Source organism: Paramagnetospirillum marisnigri (assembly GCF_001650715.1).
Lineage (GTDB): Bacteria > Pseudomonadota > Alphaproteobacteria > Rhodospirillales > Magnetospirillaceae > Phaeospirillum > Phaeospirillum marisnigri.
Map to the genome: position 1 here is coordinate 286,879 of NZ_LWQT01000044.1, position 16,752 is coordinate 303,630.

16 protein-coding genes are annotated in these 16,752 nt (G+C 66.6%); 9 read left to right on the forward strand and 7 right to left on the reverse strand.

The features are described 5' to 3' along the window. Window positions 1-11: 11 nt before the first annotated feature. From gpmI to A6A04_RS07220, 5 genes are all read left to right on the forward strand, one after another. The gene (gpmI, locus tag A6A04_RS07200) at window positions 12-1,589 is read left to right on the forward strand and encodes a 2,3-bisphosphoglycerate-independent phosphoglycerate mutase (RefSeq protein ID WP_068491317.1); all 1,578 of its coding nucleotides are present in this window, start codon (window positions 12-14) and stop codon (window positions 1,587-1,589) included. Window positions 1,590-1,650: 61 nt separating this feature from the next. Next, the gene (locus A6A04_RS07205) at window positions 1,651-3,120 is read left to right on the forward strand and encodes a murein hydrolase activator EnvC family protein (RefSeq protein ID WP_068491320.1); all 1,470 of its coding nucleotides are present in this window, start codon (window positions 1,651-1,653) and stop codon (window positions 3,118-3,120) included. Next, window positions 3,117-4,505 (forward strand): S41 family peptidase, encoded by a 1,389-nt coding sequence (locus A6A04_RS07210; RefSeq protein ID WP_068491321.1) that lies wholly within the window; start codon window positions 3,117-3,119, stop codon window positions 4,503-4,505. Before A6A04_RS07205 ends, A6A04_RS07210 begins: the two co-directional genes overlap by 4 nt. 12 nt (window positions 4,506-4,517) lie before the next feature. Then, window positions 4,518-5,981: a divergent polysaccharide deacetylase family protein gene (locus A6A04_RS07215; protein WP_068491323.1), complete on the forward strand. Its 1,464-nt coding sequence runs from the start codon at window positions 4,518-4,520 to the stop codon at window positions 5,979-5,981. Next, a complete protein-coding gene (locus A6A04_RS07220; protein WP_068491325.1) occupies window positions 5,978-6,502 on the forward strand; it encodes an RNA pyrophosphohydrolase in 525 nt (174 codons plus the stop codon). Before A6A04_RS07215 ends, A6A04_RS07220 begins: the two co-directional genes overlap by 4 nt. Here the strand turns inward: A6A04_RS07220 and A6A04_RS07225 are convergent. From A6A04_RS07225 to A6A04_RS07255, 7 genes are all read right to left on the reverse strand, one after another. Continuing rightward, window positions 6,499-7,827, reverse strand: a complete 1,329-nt coding sequence (locus A6A04_RS07225; protein ID WP_068491327.1) for a M16 family metallopeptidase — start codon at window positions 7,825-7,827, stop codon at window positions 6,499-6,501. The genes A6A04_RS07220 and A6A04_RS07225 overlap by 4 nt on opposite strands. Window position 7,828: 1 nt before the next feature. Further along, complete coding sequence (locus tag A6A04_RS07230; RefSeq protein ID WP_068491329.1) at window positions 7,829-9,220, reverse strand: M16 family metallopeptidase; 1,392 nt, start codon at window positions 9,218-9,220, stop codon at window positions 7,829-7,831. Between the two features lie 65 nt (window positions 9,221-9,285). Continuing rightward, window positions 9,286-9,867 (reverse strand): DUF3035 domain-containing protein, encoded by a 582-nt coding sequence (locus A6A04_RS07235; RefSeq protein ID WP_068491331.1) that lies wholly within the window; start codon window positions 9,865-9,867, stop codon window positions 9,286-9,288. Between the two features lie 4 nt (window positions 9,868-9,871). Then, on the reverse strand, window positions 9,872-10,384 hold the full coding sequence (gene lspA, locus A6A04_RS07240) for a signal peptidase II (protein WP_156612505.1): 513 nt from the start codon (window positions 10,382-10,384) through the stop codon (window positions 9,872-9,874). Next, window positions 10,365-13,220 (reverse strand): isoleucine--tRNA ligase, encoded by a 2,856-nt coding sequence (gene ileS, locus A6A04_RS07245; RefSeq protein ID WP_068491334.1) that lies wholly within the window; start codon window positions 13,218-13,220, stop codon window positions 10,365-10,367. Before ileS ends, lspA begins: the two co-directional genes overlap by 20 nt. Before the next feature lie 10 nt (window positions 13,221-13,230). After that, the gene (locus A6A04_RS07250) at window positions 13,231-14,220 is read right to left on the reverse strand and encodes a bifunctional riboflavin kinase/FAD synthetase (protein WP_068491336.1); all 990 of its coding nucleotides are present in this window, start codon (window positions 14,218-14,220) and stop codon (window positions 13,231-13,233) included. A gap of 109 nt (window positions 14,221-14,329) precedes the next feature. Beyond that, window positions 14,330-14,764, reverse strand: a complete 435-nt coding sequence (locus A6A04_RS07255) for a MaoC family dehydratase (RefSeq protein ID WP_068491338.1) — start codon at window positions 14,762-14,764, stop codon at window positions 14,330-14,332. A 142-nt stretch (window positions 14,765-14,906) separates the two neighbouring features. On the opposite strand from A6A04_RS07255, the gene A6A04_RS07260 reads away from it, so the two are divergent. From A6A04_RS07260 to bfr (A6A04_RS07275), 4 genes are all read left to right on the forward strand, one after another. Further along, the gene (locus A6A04_RS07260) at window positions 14,907-15,188 is read left to right on the forward strand and encodes a hypothetical protein (RefSeq protein ID WP_068491340.1); all 282 of its coding nucleotides are present in this window, start codon (window positions 14,907-14,909) and stop codon (window positions 15,186-15,188) included. A gap of 5 nt (window positions 15,189-15,193) precedes the next feature. After that, window positions 15,194-15,646, forward strand: a complete 453-nt coding sequence (locus A6A04_RS07265; RefSeq protein WP_245651108.1) for a hypothetical protein — start codon at window positions 15,194-15,196, stop codon at window positions 15,644-15,646. A 118-nt stretch (window positions 15,647-15,764) separates the two neighbouring features. Further along, window positions 15,765-16,256, forward strand: a complete 492-nt coding sequence (gene bfr / locus A6A04_RS07270; RefSeq protein ID WP_068491343.1) for a bacterioferritin — start codon at window positions 15,765-15,767, stop codon at window positions 16,254-16,256. Further along, the gene (gene bfr / locus A6A04_RS07275) at window positions 16,253-16,735 is read left to right on the forward strand and encodes a bacterioferritin (RefSeq protein WP_068491346.1); all 483 of its coding nucleotides are present in this window, start codon (window positions 16,253-16,255) and stop codon (window positions 16,733-16,735) included. Before bfr (A6A04_RS07270) ends, bfr (A6A04_RS07275) begins: the two co-directional genes overlap by 4 nt. The last annotated feature ends 17 nt before the right edge of the window (window positions 16,736-16,752 follow it).

Genomic DNA, 16,752 nt, shown 5'->3' on the forward strand with positions numbered 1-16,752 from the left:
GTTGCGCCGCCATGTCGTCCCCGTCCCATCCCAATTCCCGTCCCCGTCCCGTGGTCCTGTGCATCCTCGATGGCTGGGGCTGGCGGGAAGATACCACCGACAACGCCATCGCCCTGGCCGACACTCCCAACTGGGACCGCTTCCTGGCCGACTATCCCCATGCGCTGCTGGCCAGTTCCGGCCTTCAGGTCGGGCTGCCCGACGGCCAGATGGGCAATTCCGAGGTAGGGCACATGAATCTGGGGGCCGGCCGGGTGGTGATGCAGGACCTGCCCCGCATCGACACCGCCGTGGCCGATGGCTCGCTGGCGGCCAATCCGGGGCTGCTGGACCTGATTGCCAAGGTCAAGGCGCGGGGCGGCACCTGCCACCTGATGGGGCTGCTGAGCCCCGGCGGCGTCCATTCCCACCAGGATCATCTGGCGGCGCTGGCGCGCACCATCGCCGATGCGGGCGTGCGCGTCGCCGTGCATGCCTTCCTGGATGGCCGCGACGTGCCGCCCAGTTCGGCCAAGGAGTTCCTGGCCCGGTTCGAGGCCGATATCAAGGGCCATGACGCCTTCGTCGCCACGGTCTCGGGCCGCTATTACGCCATGGACCGCGACAAGCGCTGGGACCGGGTGGTGCTGGCCCATGACGCCCTGGTGGAAGCCAAGGGCGAGCGGGCGGCCTCCGCCCTGGCGGCGGTGGAGCAATCCTATGCGGCGGGCAAGACCGACGAATTCGTGCTGCCCACCGTCATCGACGGCTATGGCGGCATGAAGGATGGCGACGGATTGTTGATGGGCAATTTCCGCGCCGACCGGGCGCGCGAGATCCTGGCCTGTCTGGTGGACCCCGGCTTCGACGGCTTCAAGCCCGCCCGCCGGGTGGATTTCGCCGTCCGCCTGGGCCTCACCGAGTATTCCAAGGACCTCAACGCCTTCCTCGGCGCCCTGTTCCCGGCGGAATCGCTGTCGAATATCCTGGGCGAGGTGCTGAGCCGCGCCGACCTCAAGCAGTTGCGCATCGCCGAGACCGAGAAATACGCCCATGTCACCTTCTTCTTCAACGGCGGCCGCGAGATGGTGTTTCCCGGCGAGGAACGCATCCTGGTGCCCAGCCCCAAGGTGGCGACCTACGACCTCCAGCCCGAGATGAGCGCGGTGGAGGTCACCGACAAGCTGGTGGCGGCCATCGCTTCCGGCGCCTTCGACGTGGTGGTGGCCAATTACGCCAATGGCGACATGGTCGGCCATACCGGCTTCCTGAAGGCCGCCATCACCGCCGCCCAGACGGTGGATGCCTGCCTGGGGCGGCTGGAAGCCGCCGTCAAGGCGGCGGGCGGCGTCATGCTGGTCACCGCCGATCATGGCAATGCCGAGCAGATGACCGACCCCGAAACCGGCCAGCCCCATACCGCCCACACCACCGGACCGGTTCCGGCGGTGCTGGTCTGTCCGCCCGCCGGAGTGTCCGGCCTGGGCAATGGGCGGCTGGCCGATGTGGCGCCCACCCTGCTGGCGCTGTTGGGACTGGACCAGCCCGCCGAGATGAGCGGCCATTCGCTGCTGGTTCCCGATGCCCAAGGGGCGCGGGCGGCGGAATAGGGGATCCTTAACCCATCTGTGCTCTTATGTGGTTCCTTCCGGCTGATCCACTGCATTTCCCATGGTCAGGGTCCTGTGTCGCCTCGCGTTTGCCACCATCCTGGTCCTGGCCGGGTGTGGGGAGGCGTCGGCCAACTGGGACCGGCCGGTGGATGCCGGCCAGCGCCTGCACGAGCTGGAACAGCAGTTGGAACGCTCGCGGGCCGAGCATGACGAGATCAAGACCAAGGCCGCCGCCCTGGCCGACGAAACCGCCCGGCTGCGCTCCGACATGGTCAAGGCCGCCCGCGCCGCCCAGGAGAACGAGGAACTGCTCTCCGAGATGGAACTCCAACTGGAGGACCTGCGCGCCCGCGAACTCAGCCGCTCCCAGGCCCTGGGGCGCCGCTCGCAGCAGATGGTCGGCGTGCTGACCGCCCTGCAGCGGCTGGCCTGGCGCCCCACCGAGGCGCTGATCGCCCAGCCGCAAAGCCCCGCCGACACCGTGCGCTCGGCCATCCTGCTGCGGGCCGCCGTGCCCCAGATCGAGCAGTCGGCGCGCGATCTCAAGGTGGAGATCGATCAGGTGACGCGGCTGCGCTCGGATATCGGCGAACAGCGAAAGCGCATCGCCTCGGCCGCCGGACGGCTGGAAGACGACCATCTCCGCCTCAAGGACATGTTCGAGCGCAAAAGCTCGGTCCAGCGCGAGACCGAGCAGGAAAGCCGCGCCGCCGAACTGCGCCTGCGCGAACTGGCGGGGCAGGCCGAGGATTTGCGCGACCTGCTGTCACGGCTGGAACAGGAGCGCGAGCGCCGTCTGGCCGAGGCCGCCGCCAAGGCCGCCGCCGAGCGGGCGGCGCGCGAGGCCGAGGCCCAGGCGCGGCGTATCGCCCGCGAGGCCGAACTGGCGGCGGAAAAAGCGGCGCGCGAGGCGGAACTGGCCCAGGCCAAGGCCCAGCAGCAGGCGGCGGCGGCGGCGCGCGAGCGCGAACTGGCCCAGGCCAGGGCGGCCCACGAGGCCGAACTGAAGGCCCAGGCCGAGGCCAAGGAAAAGCAGATCGCGGCGCAGCAGGCCACCCAGGATGCCGACAAGGCCTCGCGCGAGGCCGCCGCCTCCCGGCCGGTGCGGGGCGACAAACCCTTCAGCCAGGCCCATGGCAAGCTGCCCTATCCGGCGCGCGGCAAGCTGGTGGGCAGCTACGGCCAGACCAATGATGTGGGCCATGTCTCCAAGGGCATCACCATCCAGACCCGCAAGGGTGCGCAGGTCATCGCGCCCTTCGACGGGCAGGTGGTGTTCGCCGGGCCGTTCCGGGGCTATGGCCTGCTCTTGATCATCGAACACAGCGAAGGCTATCATACGCTCCTCGCGGGGATGGCCCAGGTCGACTGCCCGGTCGGCCAGAGACTCGCCGCGGGAGAGCCCGTCGGCGTGATGGGGCAGGACGACGACGCCAAGCCCACCCTTTATGTCGAGCTGCGCCACGCTGGCCAGCCGGTCAACCCGTTGCCTTGGCTCACGGCACAAAAAAGTAAGGCTAGTGGATGATTCGCAAGATTCTGATCGCGGCGGGAACCTTCACCCTGCTGTCGACGACGGCTCTGACCCCCGTTTCGGTGGCGGCTGCGGAACGCAAGGAAACCTATAAGCTTCTCGACCTGTTCGCCGAAGTCTTCGACAAGGTGCGATCGGAATATGTCGAGCCGGTCAATGACGAGGAATTGATCGAGGCGGCGCTCAACGGCATGCTGACCTCGCTCGACCCCCATTCGGCCTATCTCAATCCCAAGAACTCCAAGGACATGGAGATCCAGACCCGTGGCGAATTCGGCGGCCTGGGTATCGAGGTCACCATGGAGAACGGCTGGGTCAAGGTGGTCTCGCCCATCGACGACACCCCCGCCTATCGCGCCGGGTTGCAGCCGGGCGACTTCATCACCCATCTGGACGGCGATCCGGTCCAGGGCCTGTCCCTGTCCGAGGCGGTGGACCGCATGCGCGGCATCGTCAACACCGACATCAAGCTGACGGTGCGCCGCCAGGGCGTCGAGAATCCGTTCGACGTCAAGCTGACCCGCGCCGTCATCAAGGTGCAGACCGTGAAGGGCAACGCCCAGGGCGACATCGCCTATATCCGCGTCTCCCAGTTCAGCGCCACCACCACCGACGACCTGAAGCGCATCTTCGCCAATGTGCGCAAGGATATCGGCAAGCCCGCCACCGGCGTGGTGCTCGACCTGCGCAACAATCCCGGCGGTCTGCTGGATCAGGCGGTGGCGGTCTCCGACGCCTTCCTGGAAAAGGGCGAGATCGTCTCGACCCGTTCGCGCCGTCCCGAGGACACCCAGCGCTACAACGCTCGCTCGGGCGATATCGCCGACAGCCTGCCCATGGTGGTGCTGGTCAACGACGGCTCCGCCTCGGCCTCGGAAATCGTGGCCGGTGCGTTGCAGGACCACAAGCGGGCGGTGATCATGGGGACCCGGTCCTTCGGCAAGGGCTCGGTCCAGACCCTGATTCCGCTGCCCGGCCACGGTTCCATGCGGCTGACCACGGCGCGTTACTACACGCCGTCGGGCCGCTCCATCCAGGCGGTGGGTATCGAGCCCGACATCAAGGTGCAGCAGTCCAAGGTCGAGCCCATCGGTGGCCCCGAGCGCGAACGCCGCTCCGAGGCGTCGTTGCGCAAGGCCCTGCCCAATCCCAACGGCACCAAGGCGCCCGCCCCGGACAAGTCCCAGGACAACAAGCCCGCCGACAAGCCCGCCGAGCAGGCTCCGCCCGCCACCACCACCGCGCCGGCCGGCCCCGATGCCAAGCCGGACGCGCCCAAGCAGCCCATCAAGCTGGGGGATCCCGCCCAGGATTACCAACTGGCCCGGGCCCTGGACCTGTTGCGCGGCCTGTCGGTCTATCGCCCGGCCGCCAAGTAGGGTCCGCCGGTCATGGCATCGGACCGTCACGACGATCTCGACGAACTGGACGAGGAGCCTTCGTTCGAGATCGTCGTCGACGAACCGGTGGAAAAGAAGCCGATCAATTTCAAGCCGTTCCTGATGGGGCTGCTGGTGCTGGTGCTGGGCGGCGGCCTGGGCGGCGCCGTCTATCTCGCCACCGCCTTCGAAGCCCGCGACCTGATCGGCCTGCTCGATATCGGTGAATCGCCCCCCAAGCTAAGCATGGCCCTGCCCGGTTTCGGCGATGCCGCCAAGTCCGCCCCCGAGGCTGGGCGGGGCGGCGGCTTGCTGACGCCCCCCGGCGCCGTGGGCGGGTCCGCGTCCTCGGGCGAGATGCTGAAGGCCATCCCCGACGACACCCCGCCCCCCGACCATCCCGACGCGGCGCCAAGCCCGCGCCCCGACACGGCGGCGCCGGTCAATCCGGATGCCCCGCCCGCCCAGGCGCCGACACCGGCTGCCGCGCCGCCGCCCGCGTCGGCCCCCGCCGCGCCGGTGGATGACGAACTGGCCCGGCTGGAGGCGGGATCGTCCAAGCCCCTGGCCACCGCCCCCAAGACGCCGGTTCTGGATGCGACCGGCATTCCGTCGCAGCCCTCGCCGCGTTCGGCGGAAAAGCAGCCGCCCAGCTTCGACACCCTGGCCACCCCCAAGGGCGAGATGAAGCCGTTGCTGCTGGCGCCGGTGAAGGAACTGCTGCGCAAGACCCAGGTGGGCGACCTGCCCTATCCCAGTCCCGATGGCCGCCAGCCCTGGCAGGTCTATGCCCGGCCGTGGTCGGGTCCCGCCGACAAGGGCAAGGTGGCGGTGGTGGTGATGGATCTGGGATTGGACAAGACCGCCACCGAGGCCGCCATCGCCAAGCTGCCGCCCGAGGTGACCCTGGCCTTCAGCCCCTATGCTCCCAGCCTGGACAAGTGGATCAAGAAGGCCCGCGATTTCGGCCATGAAGTCTTGCTGATGCTGCCTGCCGAAGGTCCCGGCTATCCCAGCCGCGATCCCGGACCGCTGGGGCTGATCTCGGCCCTGTCGCCCGAGGTCAACCTGACCCGGCTGGAAAACGTGCTGTCCAAGGCCCAGGGCTATTCCGGCGTGATCTCGCTGGGCGGCGTCTATGGCGCCTCGCCGCTGATGGGCGGCACATTGGCGGCGCTCAAGGAACACGGCCTGCTCTATCTCGGCGACGGCACCGCCGCCGCCGACCGGGCGCCGCCGCTGGCCCGGGTGGTGGGCGTGGTGGATACGGATCCGTTCAAGGAAGCCATCGACATGCGTCTCAATCAGGTCAGCATCCAGGCCCGCACCAAGGGCCAGGCGGTAGCGGTGGTCAATGCCCGGCCGCTGTCCTTCCATCGCCTGATGGCCTGGATCAACGACCTGGACGGGCAGAATCTGGTGCTGGCCCCGGCCTCGACCGTGGTGCAACAGGCGGCAAGCGCGGGGAAGTCATGAGCAAGCACAAGGACAAGGCCAAGAAACCGTCGCTGCCCTATGCCGAGCGGCCCTACCGCCCCGGCATCGGGTTGGTACTGGTCAATGCCCAGGGGCTGGTCTTCGTCGCCCAGCGGGTGGACACCCCCGGCGACGCCTGGCAGTTCCCCCAGGGCGGCATCGACGAGGGCGAGGACCCGCGCGCCACCGCGCTGCGCGAAATGAAGGAGGAGATCGGCACCGACAAGGCCGAGATCATGGCCGAATCCGCCGACTGGATCGGCTACGACCTGCCGCCCGATATCGCCGACAAGGTGTGGAAGGGCAAATATCGCGGCCAGAAGCAGAAGTGGTTCCTGGCCCGCTTCACCGGCACCGATTCCGATATCGACCTGGACACCGAGCATCCCGAATTCTGCCGTTGGCGCTGGATGGACCTGGCCGAGACGCCGGGACTGATCGTCGGCTTCAAGCGCCCGCTCTACGAGGCGGTGGTGGCCGAGTTCCTGCCGCTGGTGCGGGAAATGGCGAGGCGGAGCTAAAATCCCGCCGGTTTGCCCACCACCACGAAGGTCAGGGTTTCGGGGTCCAGCAGCCGGGCGGCGGCGCGCTTGACGTCGTCCATGCCCACCGCCTCGATCAGGGCGGCGCGGCGGTCGAGGAAATCGGGGGGCAACTGATCCATCTGCATCTGGACCAGCAGGCCCGCCACCGCCTCGGTGGAATCCAGTTGCAGCGGGAACGAGCCGTTGAGATAGGTCTTGGCATTGGCCAGTTCCGTCTCGGTGGGGCCGGTCTCGCGCATGCGGCGGAATTCCGCCTTGATCAGGTCCAGGGATTCCTTGAAGCGGCTGTTCTCGGTGGCGACGCCGCCCACTATCAATCCGGCATGGCGCAGCGGCGACAGATAGGAATAGACCGAATAGGCAAGGCCGCGCTTTTCGCGAACCTCCTCGGTCAGGCGCGAGGCGAAACCGCCGCCGCCCAGGATGTAGTTCATCACCGAGGCGGCATACCAGTCGGGATCGTCGCGCTTGATGCCCGGCGCGCCGAACACCGCCACCGTCTGGGGATTGTCGCGGGGAATCACGCTCACGCCGCCGCCGCGGCTGGCGGAGGTCTCCGCCACCGGGGAGACGGTGCCGCTGGCGGGCAGGGCGCTGAAGCTGGCATCCAGCAAGCGCGCCAGCTCGGCCGGGGTGATGTCGCCCACCACGCCCACCACCAGCCGGTCACGGGTCAACTGTTCGCGGACCAGGGCCTTCATGTCGGGCTTCTGGATGGTCTTGATGGTCTCGATCTCGCCCCGGGCCGAGCGGCCATAGGGGTGACCGGGGAACATAGTCTTGAACCACTGCCGCGCCGCCACCGCATTGGGGCTTTGGCTTTCGCGCATCAGGCCGCCGATGATCTGGCCGCGAATGCGCTCCACCGGCTCCTTGTCGAAGCGCGGCTGGGTCAGGGCGAGGCGCAGCAGGTCGAAGGCGGTGTCGCGGTTGGTGGTCAGGGTCTTGACGTGACCGCGAAAGGAATCCAGCCCGGCATCGAAATGCAGGGTGATGACCAGATCCTCCAGCTTCTGCTGAAAGGCCTGGGAATCCAGGGGGCCTGCCCCCTCGTCCAGCAGGGCGGCGGTCATGGAGGCCAGACCCGGCTTGGCGGCGGGGTCGAGGGCGGCGCCGCCCTTGAAGGCGAGCTCCATGGCGATGATGGGGTTGGAATGGTCCTGGACCAGCCAGGCCTCGATGCCGCCGGGGCTGGTGACCCGCTCCACCGTTACCGCCAGGGCGGGCAGGGGGAGCAGCAGGAGAGCGACCAACGCGGTGACGGTGCGGGCCAGGGCGCCCGCGCTCCGGGGGGACCACATCTCAGTGCACTCCCTTCTGGAAACCCGACAGGGGCGAGGCGGCGGGTTTGGCGCCGGGCGGCGCCTTGGGGTCGGGCAGCAGCAGGCCGGTGACCGAGCCGCGCGCATCCAGCACCAGGGCGGCGGCCCTGGCCACCTGTTCCGGGGTGATGGCGGCGACGCGTTCGGGCCAAGCCTCGACCTCCGCCACCGTCATGCCCACGGTCAGGGCCTGGCCCAGGGTCTGGGCGCCGGTATGCAGCGAATCGCGGGAATAGGCGGCGGAAGCGATCAGGCGGGCCTTGGCGCGCTCCACCTCGTCCGTGGTGATGGCGCCCTTGGTGATGGCGGCGATTTCCTGGTCGATCAGCGGTTCCAGCTTATCCAGCGGCACGCCCGGTTGCGGCGTCACCCCGATGCGCAGCGAAGTCTGGCCGACGGCGGTTGAATCGTAGGAGACGCTGGCCGAGGCGGCCAGGCTGCGATCCACCACCAGCGAGCGGTAGAGACGCGAGGTGGAGCCGCCGCCCATGATCTCGGCCAGCACTTCCAGCGGCTCGGCCAGATCGGACTGTCCGGCGCGAATGCTGGGGGCAAGATAAAGCCGTATCCAGGCGGGCTGGGCGACGCGGGCATCGGTCAGGCTGATGCGGCGCGGCGCGCGGATGGGCGGCTCCTCGGGGCGGGCGCGCGGCGGCAGCACCGAGGTCTCGATGCCGCCGTAATATTTCTCGGCCAGCGGACGCACCGTGACGGCGTCCACATCGCCCGCCACGATCAGGGTGGCGTTGTTGGGAGCGTACCAGCGGCGATAGAAGGCCAGGGCATCGTCCAGGGTCAGGCCGGCGATTTCGGTCTCCCAGCCGATGATGGGGCGTTGATAGGGGCTGTTGAGATAAAGAACCGCCTCCATCTGCTCGGCCAGCAGGGCGGCGGGGTTGTTCTCGACCCGAGAGCGCCGCTCTTCCAGCACCACCGCCAATTCGGTGCGGAAGTTCTTTTCATCCAGCACCAGATTGCGCATGCGGTCGGATTCCAGGCGCATCACCAGTTCCAGCTTGTCGGCGGCGACGTTCTGGTAATAGCCGGTGAAGTCCGACGAGGTGAAGGCGTTGTCGCGGCCGCCATTGCGGGCGACGATCTTGGAGAACTCACCGGGCGGCACTGTGGGCGTGCCCTTGAACATCAGGTGTTCCAGCAGATGGGCGAGGCCGCTTTTCCCGGCCACCTCGTCGGCGGCGCCCACCTTGTACCACACCATATGGCTCACAATGGGGGCGCGGCGGTTGGTGATCACCACCACCTGCATGCCGTTGGCCAAGATAAAGGTTTCGGGATCGAACAGGCGGGCCTGGGCGGAAGGCGCGGCCAGCAGCAGTCCGAGGAACAGGGCGCACAGACGGAACAGGGTCATCGGCCCACCAACTGATTGAAGTATGGGATGGATATGGGGGCGATCGGGCCAGCCGCAAGCGCGGTCTAGTTGAAGACGCCTTCCAGCCAGGCCTTCCTGCGGCGCTGGATCTGCGGGGTGTCGCCCTCGGAGACCGAGCGGCCCAGGGCCTGATTCTCGCGAATCCGCTGGGTTTCCTTGGTGGGGTCCACCGCCACGCCGGGCGGATCGGCCTTGCGCCAGAACACGATGCGGTCGGAGAAGCTCTTTTCCGCCTCGGCCAGGGCCTGGGTTTCCTTGTTCACCAGCACTCGGATATCGGGCTGGATGGAATCGGCGCCGATGCGCTTGAGCAGCACCAGATCGCCCTGGGTCCGGTTCTCGGTGGAGATCGGAGTGGAGCCACGCTGGCCGGTGATGATCCTGCGGGCCTGCTCGCGGGTGGTTCCTTCCTGCGGGCGGGTGGCGCCGGGCGCGGGTGGACGCAAGCTGAAATCGGGCGGCATGGACAAGGGCGCCCGGGCCACCACCTGGAACTCGTCCGGCGGCGTCTTCTCGTAACCCAGGGCGCGCTTGGCTTCCGAGCACGCGGACAACACCACCGGCAGCGCCAGGGCGATGACGGCGAGGCGCAGGAGTCTTCCGGTGGAGCGAAGTGTCTGTGTCATGGCCCTAATTCTTAGTCGAATCCCGTCCGGCAAACAAGGAGTCGAAGACGAGAATCGCCGCTCCGACGCTGATAGCCGAATCGGCCAGGTTGAATGCGGGCCAATGCTGCCCCGCCAGATGGAAATCCAGGAAATCGGCCACCGCCCCGAACCGGACTCGGTCGACCACATTGCCCAGCGCGCCACCGATGATGCCTCCCAGGGCGATCTGGAGCAAGAGGCCTTCCGCCTTGCGCAGCCAGAACAGCATGAAGACGACGATGACCACGGCCAGGACCGACAGGATCAGGGCATTCCAAGGTCCATCGGTATTGCCGATGCCGAAGCTGACCCCTCGGTTCCAGGTCATCACCAGATCGAAGAACGGGGTGATGGTGACCCGTTCGGGCGTGAAGAACGGCGTACCGGTCACGCCTTCGGGGCGCATGACCTTTTCCATGATCCACCACTTGCTGATCTGGTCCAGGACGATGACCAGAAGGGCGGCGGCGAGTCCCCTACGCATGCTGGTGAGCATCGACGGCATCCGAGCAGCGGTGGCAGGTTCCGGGATGGCTGGCGGTGCCGACCTCGTGCAGCACCTTCCAGCAGCGCTGGCATTTCTCTCCCTGGGCCGGGTGGGGGGCCACCGAGACGCCGGGAACATCGGCCAGCGAGAAGTCTTCGGGCTTGGGCATGCCGTCAATCACCACCATGCCCGAGGTGATGCAGATTTCCGACATGTCGAGGCCATCGAGCAGGCAATGGATATCGCTGGACACGATCAGCAGCGGCGCTGCCTGCAAGCTGGAACCGATGCGCTTGGCGACGCGCTCCACCTCAAGGGCGCCGGTGACCACCCGGCGAACCTCGCGGATGCGGGCCCATTTGGCCGCCAGGGCATCATCGCGCCACGCGGCGGGAATCTCGGGGAACTGTTCCAGATGGACCGAGCCGGTCTCGGAGGGATGGCGGGCCAGCCAGGCTTCCTCGGCGGTGAAGCTGAGGAAGGGCGCCAGCCACTTGCACAGGGTGTCGAGCAGCAGATTGAACACGGTGCGGGCGGCGCGGCGCCGGATGGAATCCGCCTTGTCGCAATACAGCGCATCCTTGCGGATATCGAAATAGAAGGCCGACAGGTCGACGGCGCAGAAATTGTGCAACTCGGTGAACAGGCCATGGAAGGCGAAGCCGTCGCAGGCGGCGCGGACCTGTCCATCCAGCTCTTGGAGCCGGTGCAGAACCCAGCGTTCCAGCTCGGGCATCTGGTCCACCGGCAGCGCCTCGGCGTCGGAGAAACCCTCCAGGGCGCCCAGCAGATAGCGGAGCGTGTTGCGCAGGCGGCGGTAGATATCGACCTGGGTCTTGAGGATTTCCGGGCCGATACGCAGGTCGTCGGAATAGTCCGAGCCCACCACCCACAGCCGCAGGATGTCGGCCCCCTGTGCCCCCACCACTTCCTGGGGGCTGACCACGTTGCCCAGCGACTTGGACATCTTGCGGCCCTGCTCGTCCAGAACGAAGCCATGGGTCAGCACCGCGTCATAGGGCGCCCGGCCCCGGGTGCCGCAGCTTTCCAGCAGGGAAGAATGGAACCAGCCGCGATGCTGGTCCGAGCCCTCCAGATACAGCGAGGCGGGCCAGGACAGGCGCGGCCACTCCTCGCCTTCCAGCACGAAGGCATGGGTGCAGCCCGAATCGAACCAGACATCCAGGATGTCGAATACCTGATCATAGTCCTCGGGTTTGCGGCCCTGCCCCAAGAAACGCTCGGGCTTCGACGTGAACCAGGCATCCGAGCCCTCGGCCTTGAAGGCCTCGACGATGCGGTCGACCACCGCCTGGTCGCGCAGGGGCTGGCCGCTGGCCTTTTCCACGAAGACGGCGATGGGCACGCCCCAGGCGCGCTGGCGCGACACGCACCAGTCGGGGCGGTTCTCGATCATGGAGCCGATGCGGTTGCGACCCTGGTCGGGGACGAAGCGGGTGGCGGCGATGGCGTCCAGCGCCTTGGCGCGCAGGCCCGTGCTCTCCATGGAGATGAACCATTGCGGCGTGTTGCGGAAGATCAACGGTGCCTTGGACCGCCAGGAATGGGGATAGGAGTGCTCGACCTTGCCATGGGCCAGCAGATTGCCGCAGGCGGTCATGGCCTCGATCACCGGCTTGGCGACGGGGCTGTAATACTTGCCGTTCTTGCCCTGGTTCAACACCTCCATCCCGGCGAAGATGGCCACATGGGGGAAGTACTTGCCATCGGGCTGCACCGTGTCGGGAATGGCGATGTCATGTTCCTTGCCCAGATGCCAGTCGTCCTCGCCATGGCCGGGCGCGATATGGACGAAGCCGGTGCCGGTATCGGTGGTGACGAAGGACCCGGCCAGCAGCGGCACGGCGAAGTCATAGCCGCCCTTGGCGTCGGGGTGGAATTTCAGGGGATGGTGCGCGATGGTTCCGGCCAGTTCGGCGCCCTTGAGGGTGGCCAGGGTGGTGAAGACGCATTTGGCGTCCTTGGCCACCTGTTCCGCCAGATCGGCGCAGACCACCAGCTTCTCGCCGACCACGGCCAGGGGGGAGTCCGAGCTTGCCACCTCGACCACCACATAGTCGAACTCGGCGCCATAGGCCACGGCGCGGTTGCCCGGCATGGTCCAGGGCGTGGTGGTCCAGATCACCACCTTGGCGCCTTCGAGGGCGGGATGGCTGGCGGTGACCACCGGGAACTTGACCCAGATGGTGACGGAGGTGTGGTCGTGATATTCCACCTCGGCCTCGGCCAGGGCGGTCTTTTCCACCACCGACCACAGCACCGGCTTGGCGCCCTTGTAGAGCGATCCGTCCATCAGGAACTTGCCCAGCTCGGCCACGATCACCGATTCGGCGTGGTTGGTCATGGTGGTATAGGGATGGTCCCAATCGCCGACGACGCCGAGCCGCTGGAACTCCTCCTTCTGGATGGCAATCCACTTGGCGGCGAACTGGCGGCATTCCTCGCGGAAGGTGACGATGTCGATCTCGTCCTTGTCCTTGCCCGCTTCCCGGTACTTTTCCTCGATCTTCCATTCGATGGGCAGGCCGTGGCAGTCCCAGCCCGGCACATAGTCGGCATCCTTGCCCAGCATCTGCTGCGACCGGGTGATGACATCCTTCAGGATCTTGTTGAGCGCGTGGCCGATATGCAGATTGCCGTTGGCATAGGGCGGGCCATCGTGAAGGATGAACTTTTCCCGGCCCTTGGACGTCTCGCGCAGGCGGTCGAACAGTCCGATCCTGGCCCAGCGCTCCAGCAACTTGGGCTCCAGATCGGGCAGGCCCGCCTTCATGGGGAAGTCGGTCTTGGGCAGGAAGACGGTGCTTTTCAGGTCGACGCTCATGGGGGAAATCTCAGGTGTTGGGCGATACCGGCACCATGGGGCCGGATTTCGCGGTGAACTTGCGGCCCGCCAGCAGGGCGCGGCCGGTCTCGATATCCTGGGCGATCTGAGCCCGCAACTGATCGATGCCGTCGAATTTGCGTTCGGGTCGGATGTAGTCGGTCAGCGCCACCCGCAGATGGCGGCCGTACAGATTCTCATCGACGCCGAGCAGGTGGACTTCCAGCAGTTCGTCGGTCTTGTCGAAGGTGGGGCGGCGGCCGAAATTGGCGACGCCGTCATGCCAGACGGTATCGCCGCCCTTGTCGATGCCCGCGCGGACCGCATAGACCCCGGCGGCGGGGCGCTGGTATTCGTCCAGGCGCAGATTGGCGGTGGGAAAGCCCAATTTGCCGCCACGGGCATCGCCATGCTCGACCCGGCCTTCCACTTCCCAGTAATGGCCCAGCAGTTTGGCGGCGTCGGCGGGGCGGCCACCCACCAGATACTCGCGCACCTGGGTCGAGGAATAGACCTCGCCCGATGGCGCGATGGCGGGCGGGATGACGGTAACGCCGAAGCCCTTTTCGCCGCCCACCTTCTGCAGGAAGGCGCCGGTGCCCTGGCGGCCCTTGCCGAACACGTAGTCGTAGCCCACCACCACATGGCTGGCGCCCAGGCACTGGACCAGTTGCTCGTCGATGAACTGTTGGGCGGTGATACCGGCGAAACCGGCGTCGAAATGCTGCTGGAACAGCAAATCCACCCCCAGCGCCTCGATCAGGCGGGACTTGACCCGGAAGGGAGTCAGCCGGAAGGGCGGCTGGTCGGGATGGAAGACGGTGCGGGGATGGGGCTCGAAGGTCATGACGCCGTGGGCGACGCCCGCCTTTTCGGCGATGGCGCGGGCGGTCAGGATCACCGCCTGATGGCCGAGATGGACGCCGTCGAAATTGCCCAGCGCCACCACGCAGCCGCGGTGTTCAAGCTTGAACTCGCCACAATGCCGGACAAGGCGCATCGACAACCGAACCCCATGAAAAGCCAAGGCCCAAGGGGTATTCCATTACCGGCCGAAGCGCAAGGCCGCGTGAATGTTCCCGGCCCCGAGGGGCCGGGAACGCTCGGGATCAGCCCTTGGAGGGGACCATCAGGGTGGCTTCGCCGTCCATGACGATCTTGCCCGCCACCGAACAGGTGGTCTTGAAGGTGGCGAACTTCTTTTCCGGCACCAGGGCGGTGACCTCGACCCGGGCGGTGACGGTGTCGCCGATGCGCACCGGCGCCTTGAACTTCAGCAGCTGCGAGACATAGATGCAGCCCGGGCCAGGCAGCTTGGTGCCGAACACGGTGGAGACGAAGGCCGCCGACAGCATGCCATGGGCGATGCGGCCCTTGAACATGGTCTGGCTGGCGAATTCCTCGTTGATATGGACCGGGTTGAAATCGCCCGACACGCCGGCGAAGGCGACGATGTCGGCCTCGGTCACGGTCTTGGCGAAAATGGCCGACTGGCCGACCGACAGTTCCTCGAAATACATTCCGTTCAGCGACTCGCCGCTCATTACCGGTCTCCATGGTTCTGGTTGGTGCTGCGTCGCAGCACGAAAGCGGGCGGAGTATAGACTCGTGCGCGAAAGGGTAAAACGGAATTGTTCCAAGGCCGACCGTCTTGCCATCGGGCCGTCATTATGGCGGTATGGGGCCATGAAACGACTCCTTGCCCCGCTCGTGGCGTTGACGCTGGCCGCCTGCGCCGCCTCGGTTCCCTGGACCAGCACCACCGTGCCCAAGGACCAGTGGAAAAGCGACTATTCCGCCTGTCGCCGATACGCCGACCGCGATGTGGGCTGGCGCGAGGACGACCGCGACAGTGGCAGCCCCTTTCGCGATTACGATCGCCACCAGGCCAAGAAGCGCTTCGACGCCTCGCTGGCGTCTTGCATGATCGATCGCGGCTATGTTCCCGCCTCCCGCCACAAGGAATGACGCCCTTGCGCACACTGCTTTCCCTGGCCTGCCTGCTGGCGGCCCTGGCCTCGCCCTCCCTCGCCCAGGACCTGCCCAAGGGGCCGAAGGCGCCACCGCCCGAACCCAATCCCGAGCCCATCTGCGACACCGCCGCGCCGAGTTCGGGTGATTGGCTGATGGGCCGCTGGGTGGCGCCCCATTCCCGCTGGGAGTTCACCCGGGCCGCTGATGGCAAGGCCGCTTTCGGGCTGGAGCAGAAAAGCGACATCAACAAGGCCCTGGGCTGGAAGCCCGGCACCCGCATCGACGGCAAGGTGACCCGCCTGACCGGCTGCACCGTGCGCCTGGAAGCGGGAGACGAAGCCGTCCCCGCTTTCGTGTTCGAAGGGGTGCTGACCGCCGATGGCAAGGTCTATGGCTTCGCCGTCAATCCGGCGGGCGACAGCGCCCGCTGGATTTTGCGCCGCGAGCGTTGATGCCCTATCCGAACGGTGTAGTATCTGGGGTCCTAAGGTTACGGCGGGACTAGGGCGCTTGTCTTCCCCCGGGGGAGTGATAGCCTCTTTGAAAAGCTTCCAAACTGGAGTTCCCGCCATGAAGGGCAAGAAAAGCGTCATATCCCGCCTGAACGATCTTCTGGTGGGCGAACTGGTCGCGGCCGATCAATATTTCGTGCATGCCCGCATGTACAAGGAATGGGGCTTCCATCGGCTATATGAGCGCATTGATCACGAGCGCCAGGATGAGATCGGCCATGCCGATCTTCTGATCCGCCGTATCTTGTTCCTGGAAGGCACGCCCGACCTGTCCAAGCGCCCGGCGCCGACCATCGGCAAGGATGTTCCATCCATGCTGCGGGCCGATCTGGACCTGGAACTGGCGGTGATCAAGGAGCTGAAAGAGGCCATCGCCCATTGCGAGGAAAATCGCGACTATGATACGCGGCGCATCCTGGCTGAAATCCTCGAGGATACCGAGCAGGACCACACTTTGTGGCTTGAGCAGCAGCTGGGCCTGATCGAGCGCATGGGCCTGCAGAATTACCTGCAATCGGCGGCGGGCAATATCGCGGGAGGCGCGTCATGAAGGGCGACAAGGACATCATCACCCACCTCAACGCCATCCTCAAGGTGCAGCTGGCCGCCATCAACCAGTACTTCCTGCACGCCCGCATGCTGAAGAACTGGGGCTTCAAGGATCTGGGCAAGGCCATCTACAAGGCGTCCATCGACGAGATGAAGGAGGCCGACGAGGTCATCGAGCGCATCTTGTTCCTGGAAGGTCTTCCGAACCTGCAGGATCTGGGCAAGCTGATGATCGGCGAGACGGTGCCGGAAATCCTCGAAAGCGATCTCAAGATGGCCCAGGCCGGACACAAGGCCCTGGTGGCCGCCATCGCCACCTGCGAGACCAAGCAGGACTTCGTCACCCGCGACGAACTGGGCGAAATCCTGGAAGAACAGGAAGACCATATCGACTGGTTGGAAACCCAGCTTGACCTGGTGGGGGCCATGGGCCTGCCCAACTACCTCCAGTCGGCCATGGGAGAAATCGAGGGGGGTTGATCTGACCAGCCGGGCAC

Bases quoted from the DNA above. Each gene is read 5' to 3' on its own strand.
- gpmI (WP_068491317.1), top strand. From the start codon at position 12: ATGTCGTCCCCGTCCCATCCCAATTCCCGTCCCCGTCCCGTGGTCCTG.
- A6A04_RS07205 (WP_068491320.1), top strand. From the start codon at position 1,651: ATGGTCAGGGTCCTGTGTCGCCTCGCGTTTGCCACCATCCTGGTCCTG.
- A6A04_RS07210 (WP_068491321.1), top strand. From the start codon at position 3,117: ATGATTCGCAAGATTCTGATCGCGGCGGGAACCTTCACCCTGCTGTCG.
- A6A04_RS07215 (WP_068491323.1), top strand. From the start codon at position 4,518: ATGGCATCGGACCGTCACGACGATCTCGACGAACTGGACGAGGAGCCT.
- A6A04_RS07220 (WP_068491325.1), top strand. From the start codon at position 5,978: ATGAGCAAGCACAAGGACAAGGCCAAGAAACCGTCGCTGCCCTATGCC.
- A6A04_RS07225 (WP_068491327.1), bottom strand. From the start codon at position 7,827: ATGTGGTCCCCCCGGAGCGCGGGCGCCCTGGCCCGCACCGTCACCGCG.
- A6A04_RS07230 (WP_068491329.1), bottom strand. From the start codon at position 9,220: ATGACCCTGTTCCGTCTGTGCGCCCTGTTCCTCGGACTGCTGCTGGCC.
- A6A04_RS07235 (WP_068491331.1), bottom strand. From the start codon at position 9,867: ATGACACAGACACTTCGCTCCACCGGAAGACTCCTGCGCCTCGCCGTC.
- lspA (WP_156612505.1), bottom strand. From the start codon at position 10,384: ATGCTCACCAGCATGCGTAGGGGACTCGCCGCCGCCCTTCTGGTCATC.
- ileS (WP_068491334.1), bottom strand. From the start codon at position 13,220: ATGAGCGTCGACCTGAAAAGCACCGTCTTCCTGCCCAAGACCGACTTC.
- A6A04_RS07250 (WP_068491336.1), bottom strand. From the start codon at position 14,220: ATGCGCCTTGTCCGGCATTGTGGCGAGTTCAAGCTTGAACACCGCGGC.
- A6A04_RS07255 (WP_068491338.1), bottom strand. From the start codon at position 14,764: ATGAGCGGCGAGTCGCTGAACGGAATGTATTTCGAGGAACTGTCGGTC.
- A6A04_RS07260 (WP_068491340.1), top strand. From the start codon at position 14,907: ATGAAACGACTCCTTGCCCCGCTCGTGGCGTTGACGCTGGCCGCCTGC.
- bfr (WP_068491343.1), top strand. From the start codon at position 15,765: ATGAAGGGCAAGAAAAGCGTCATATCCCGCCTGAACGATCTTCTGGTG.
- bfr (WP_068491346.1), top strand. From the start codon at position 16,253: ATGAAGGGCGACAAGGACATCATCACCCACCTCAACGCCATCCTCAAG.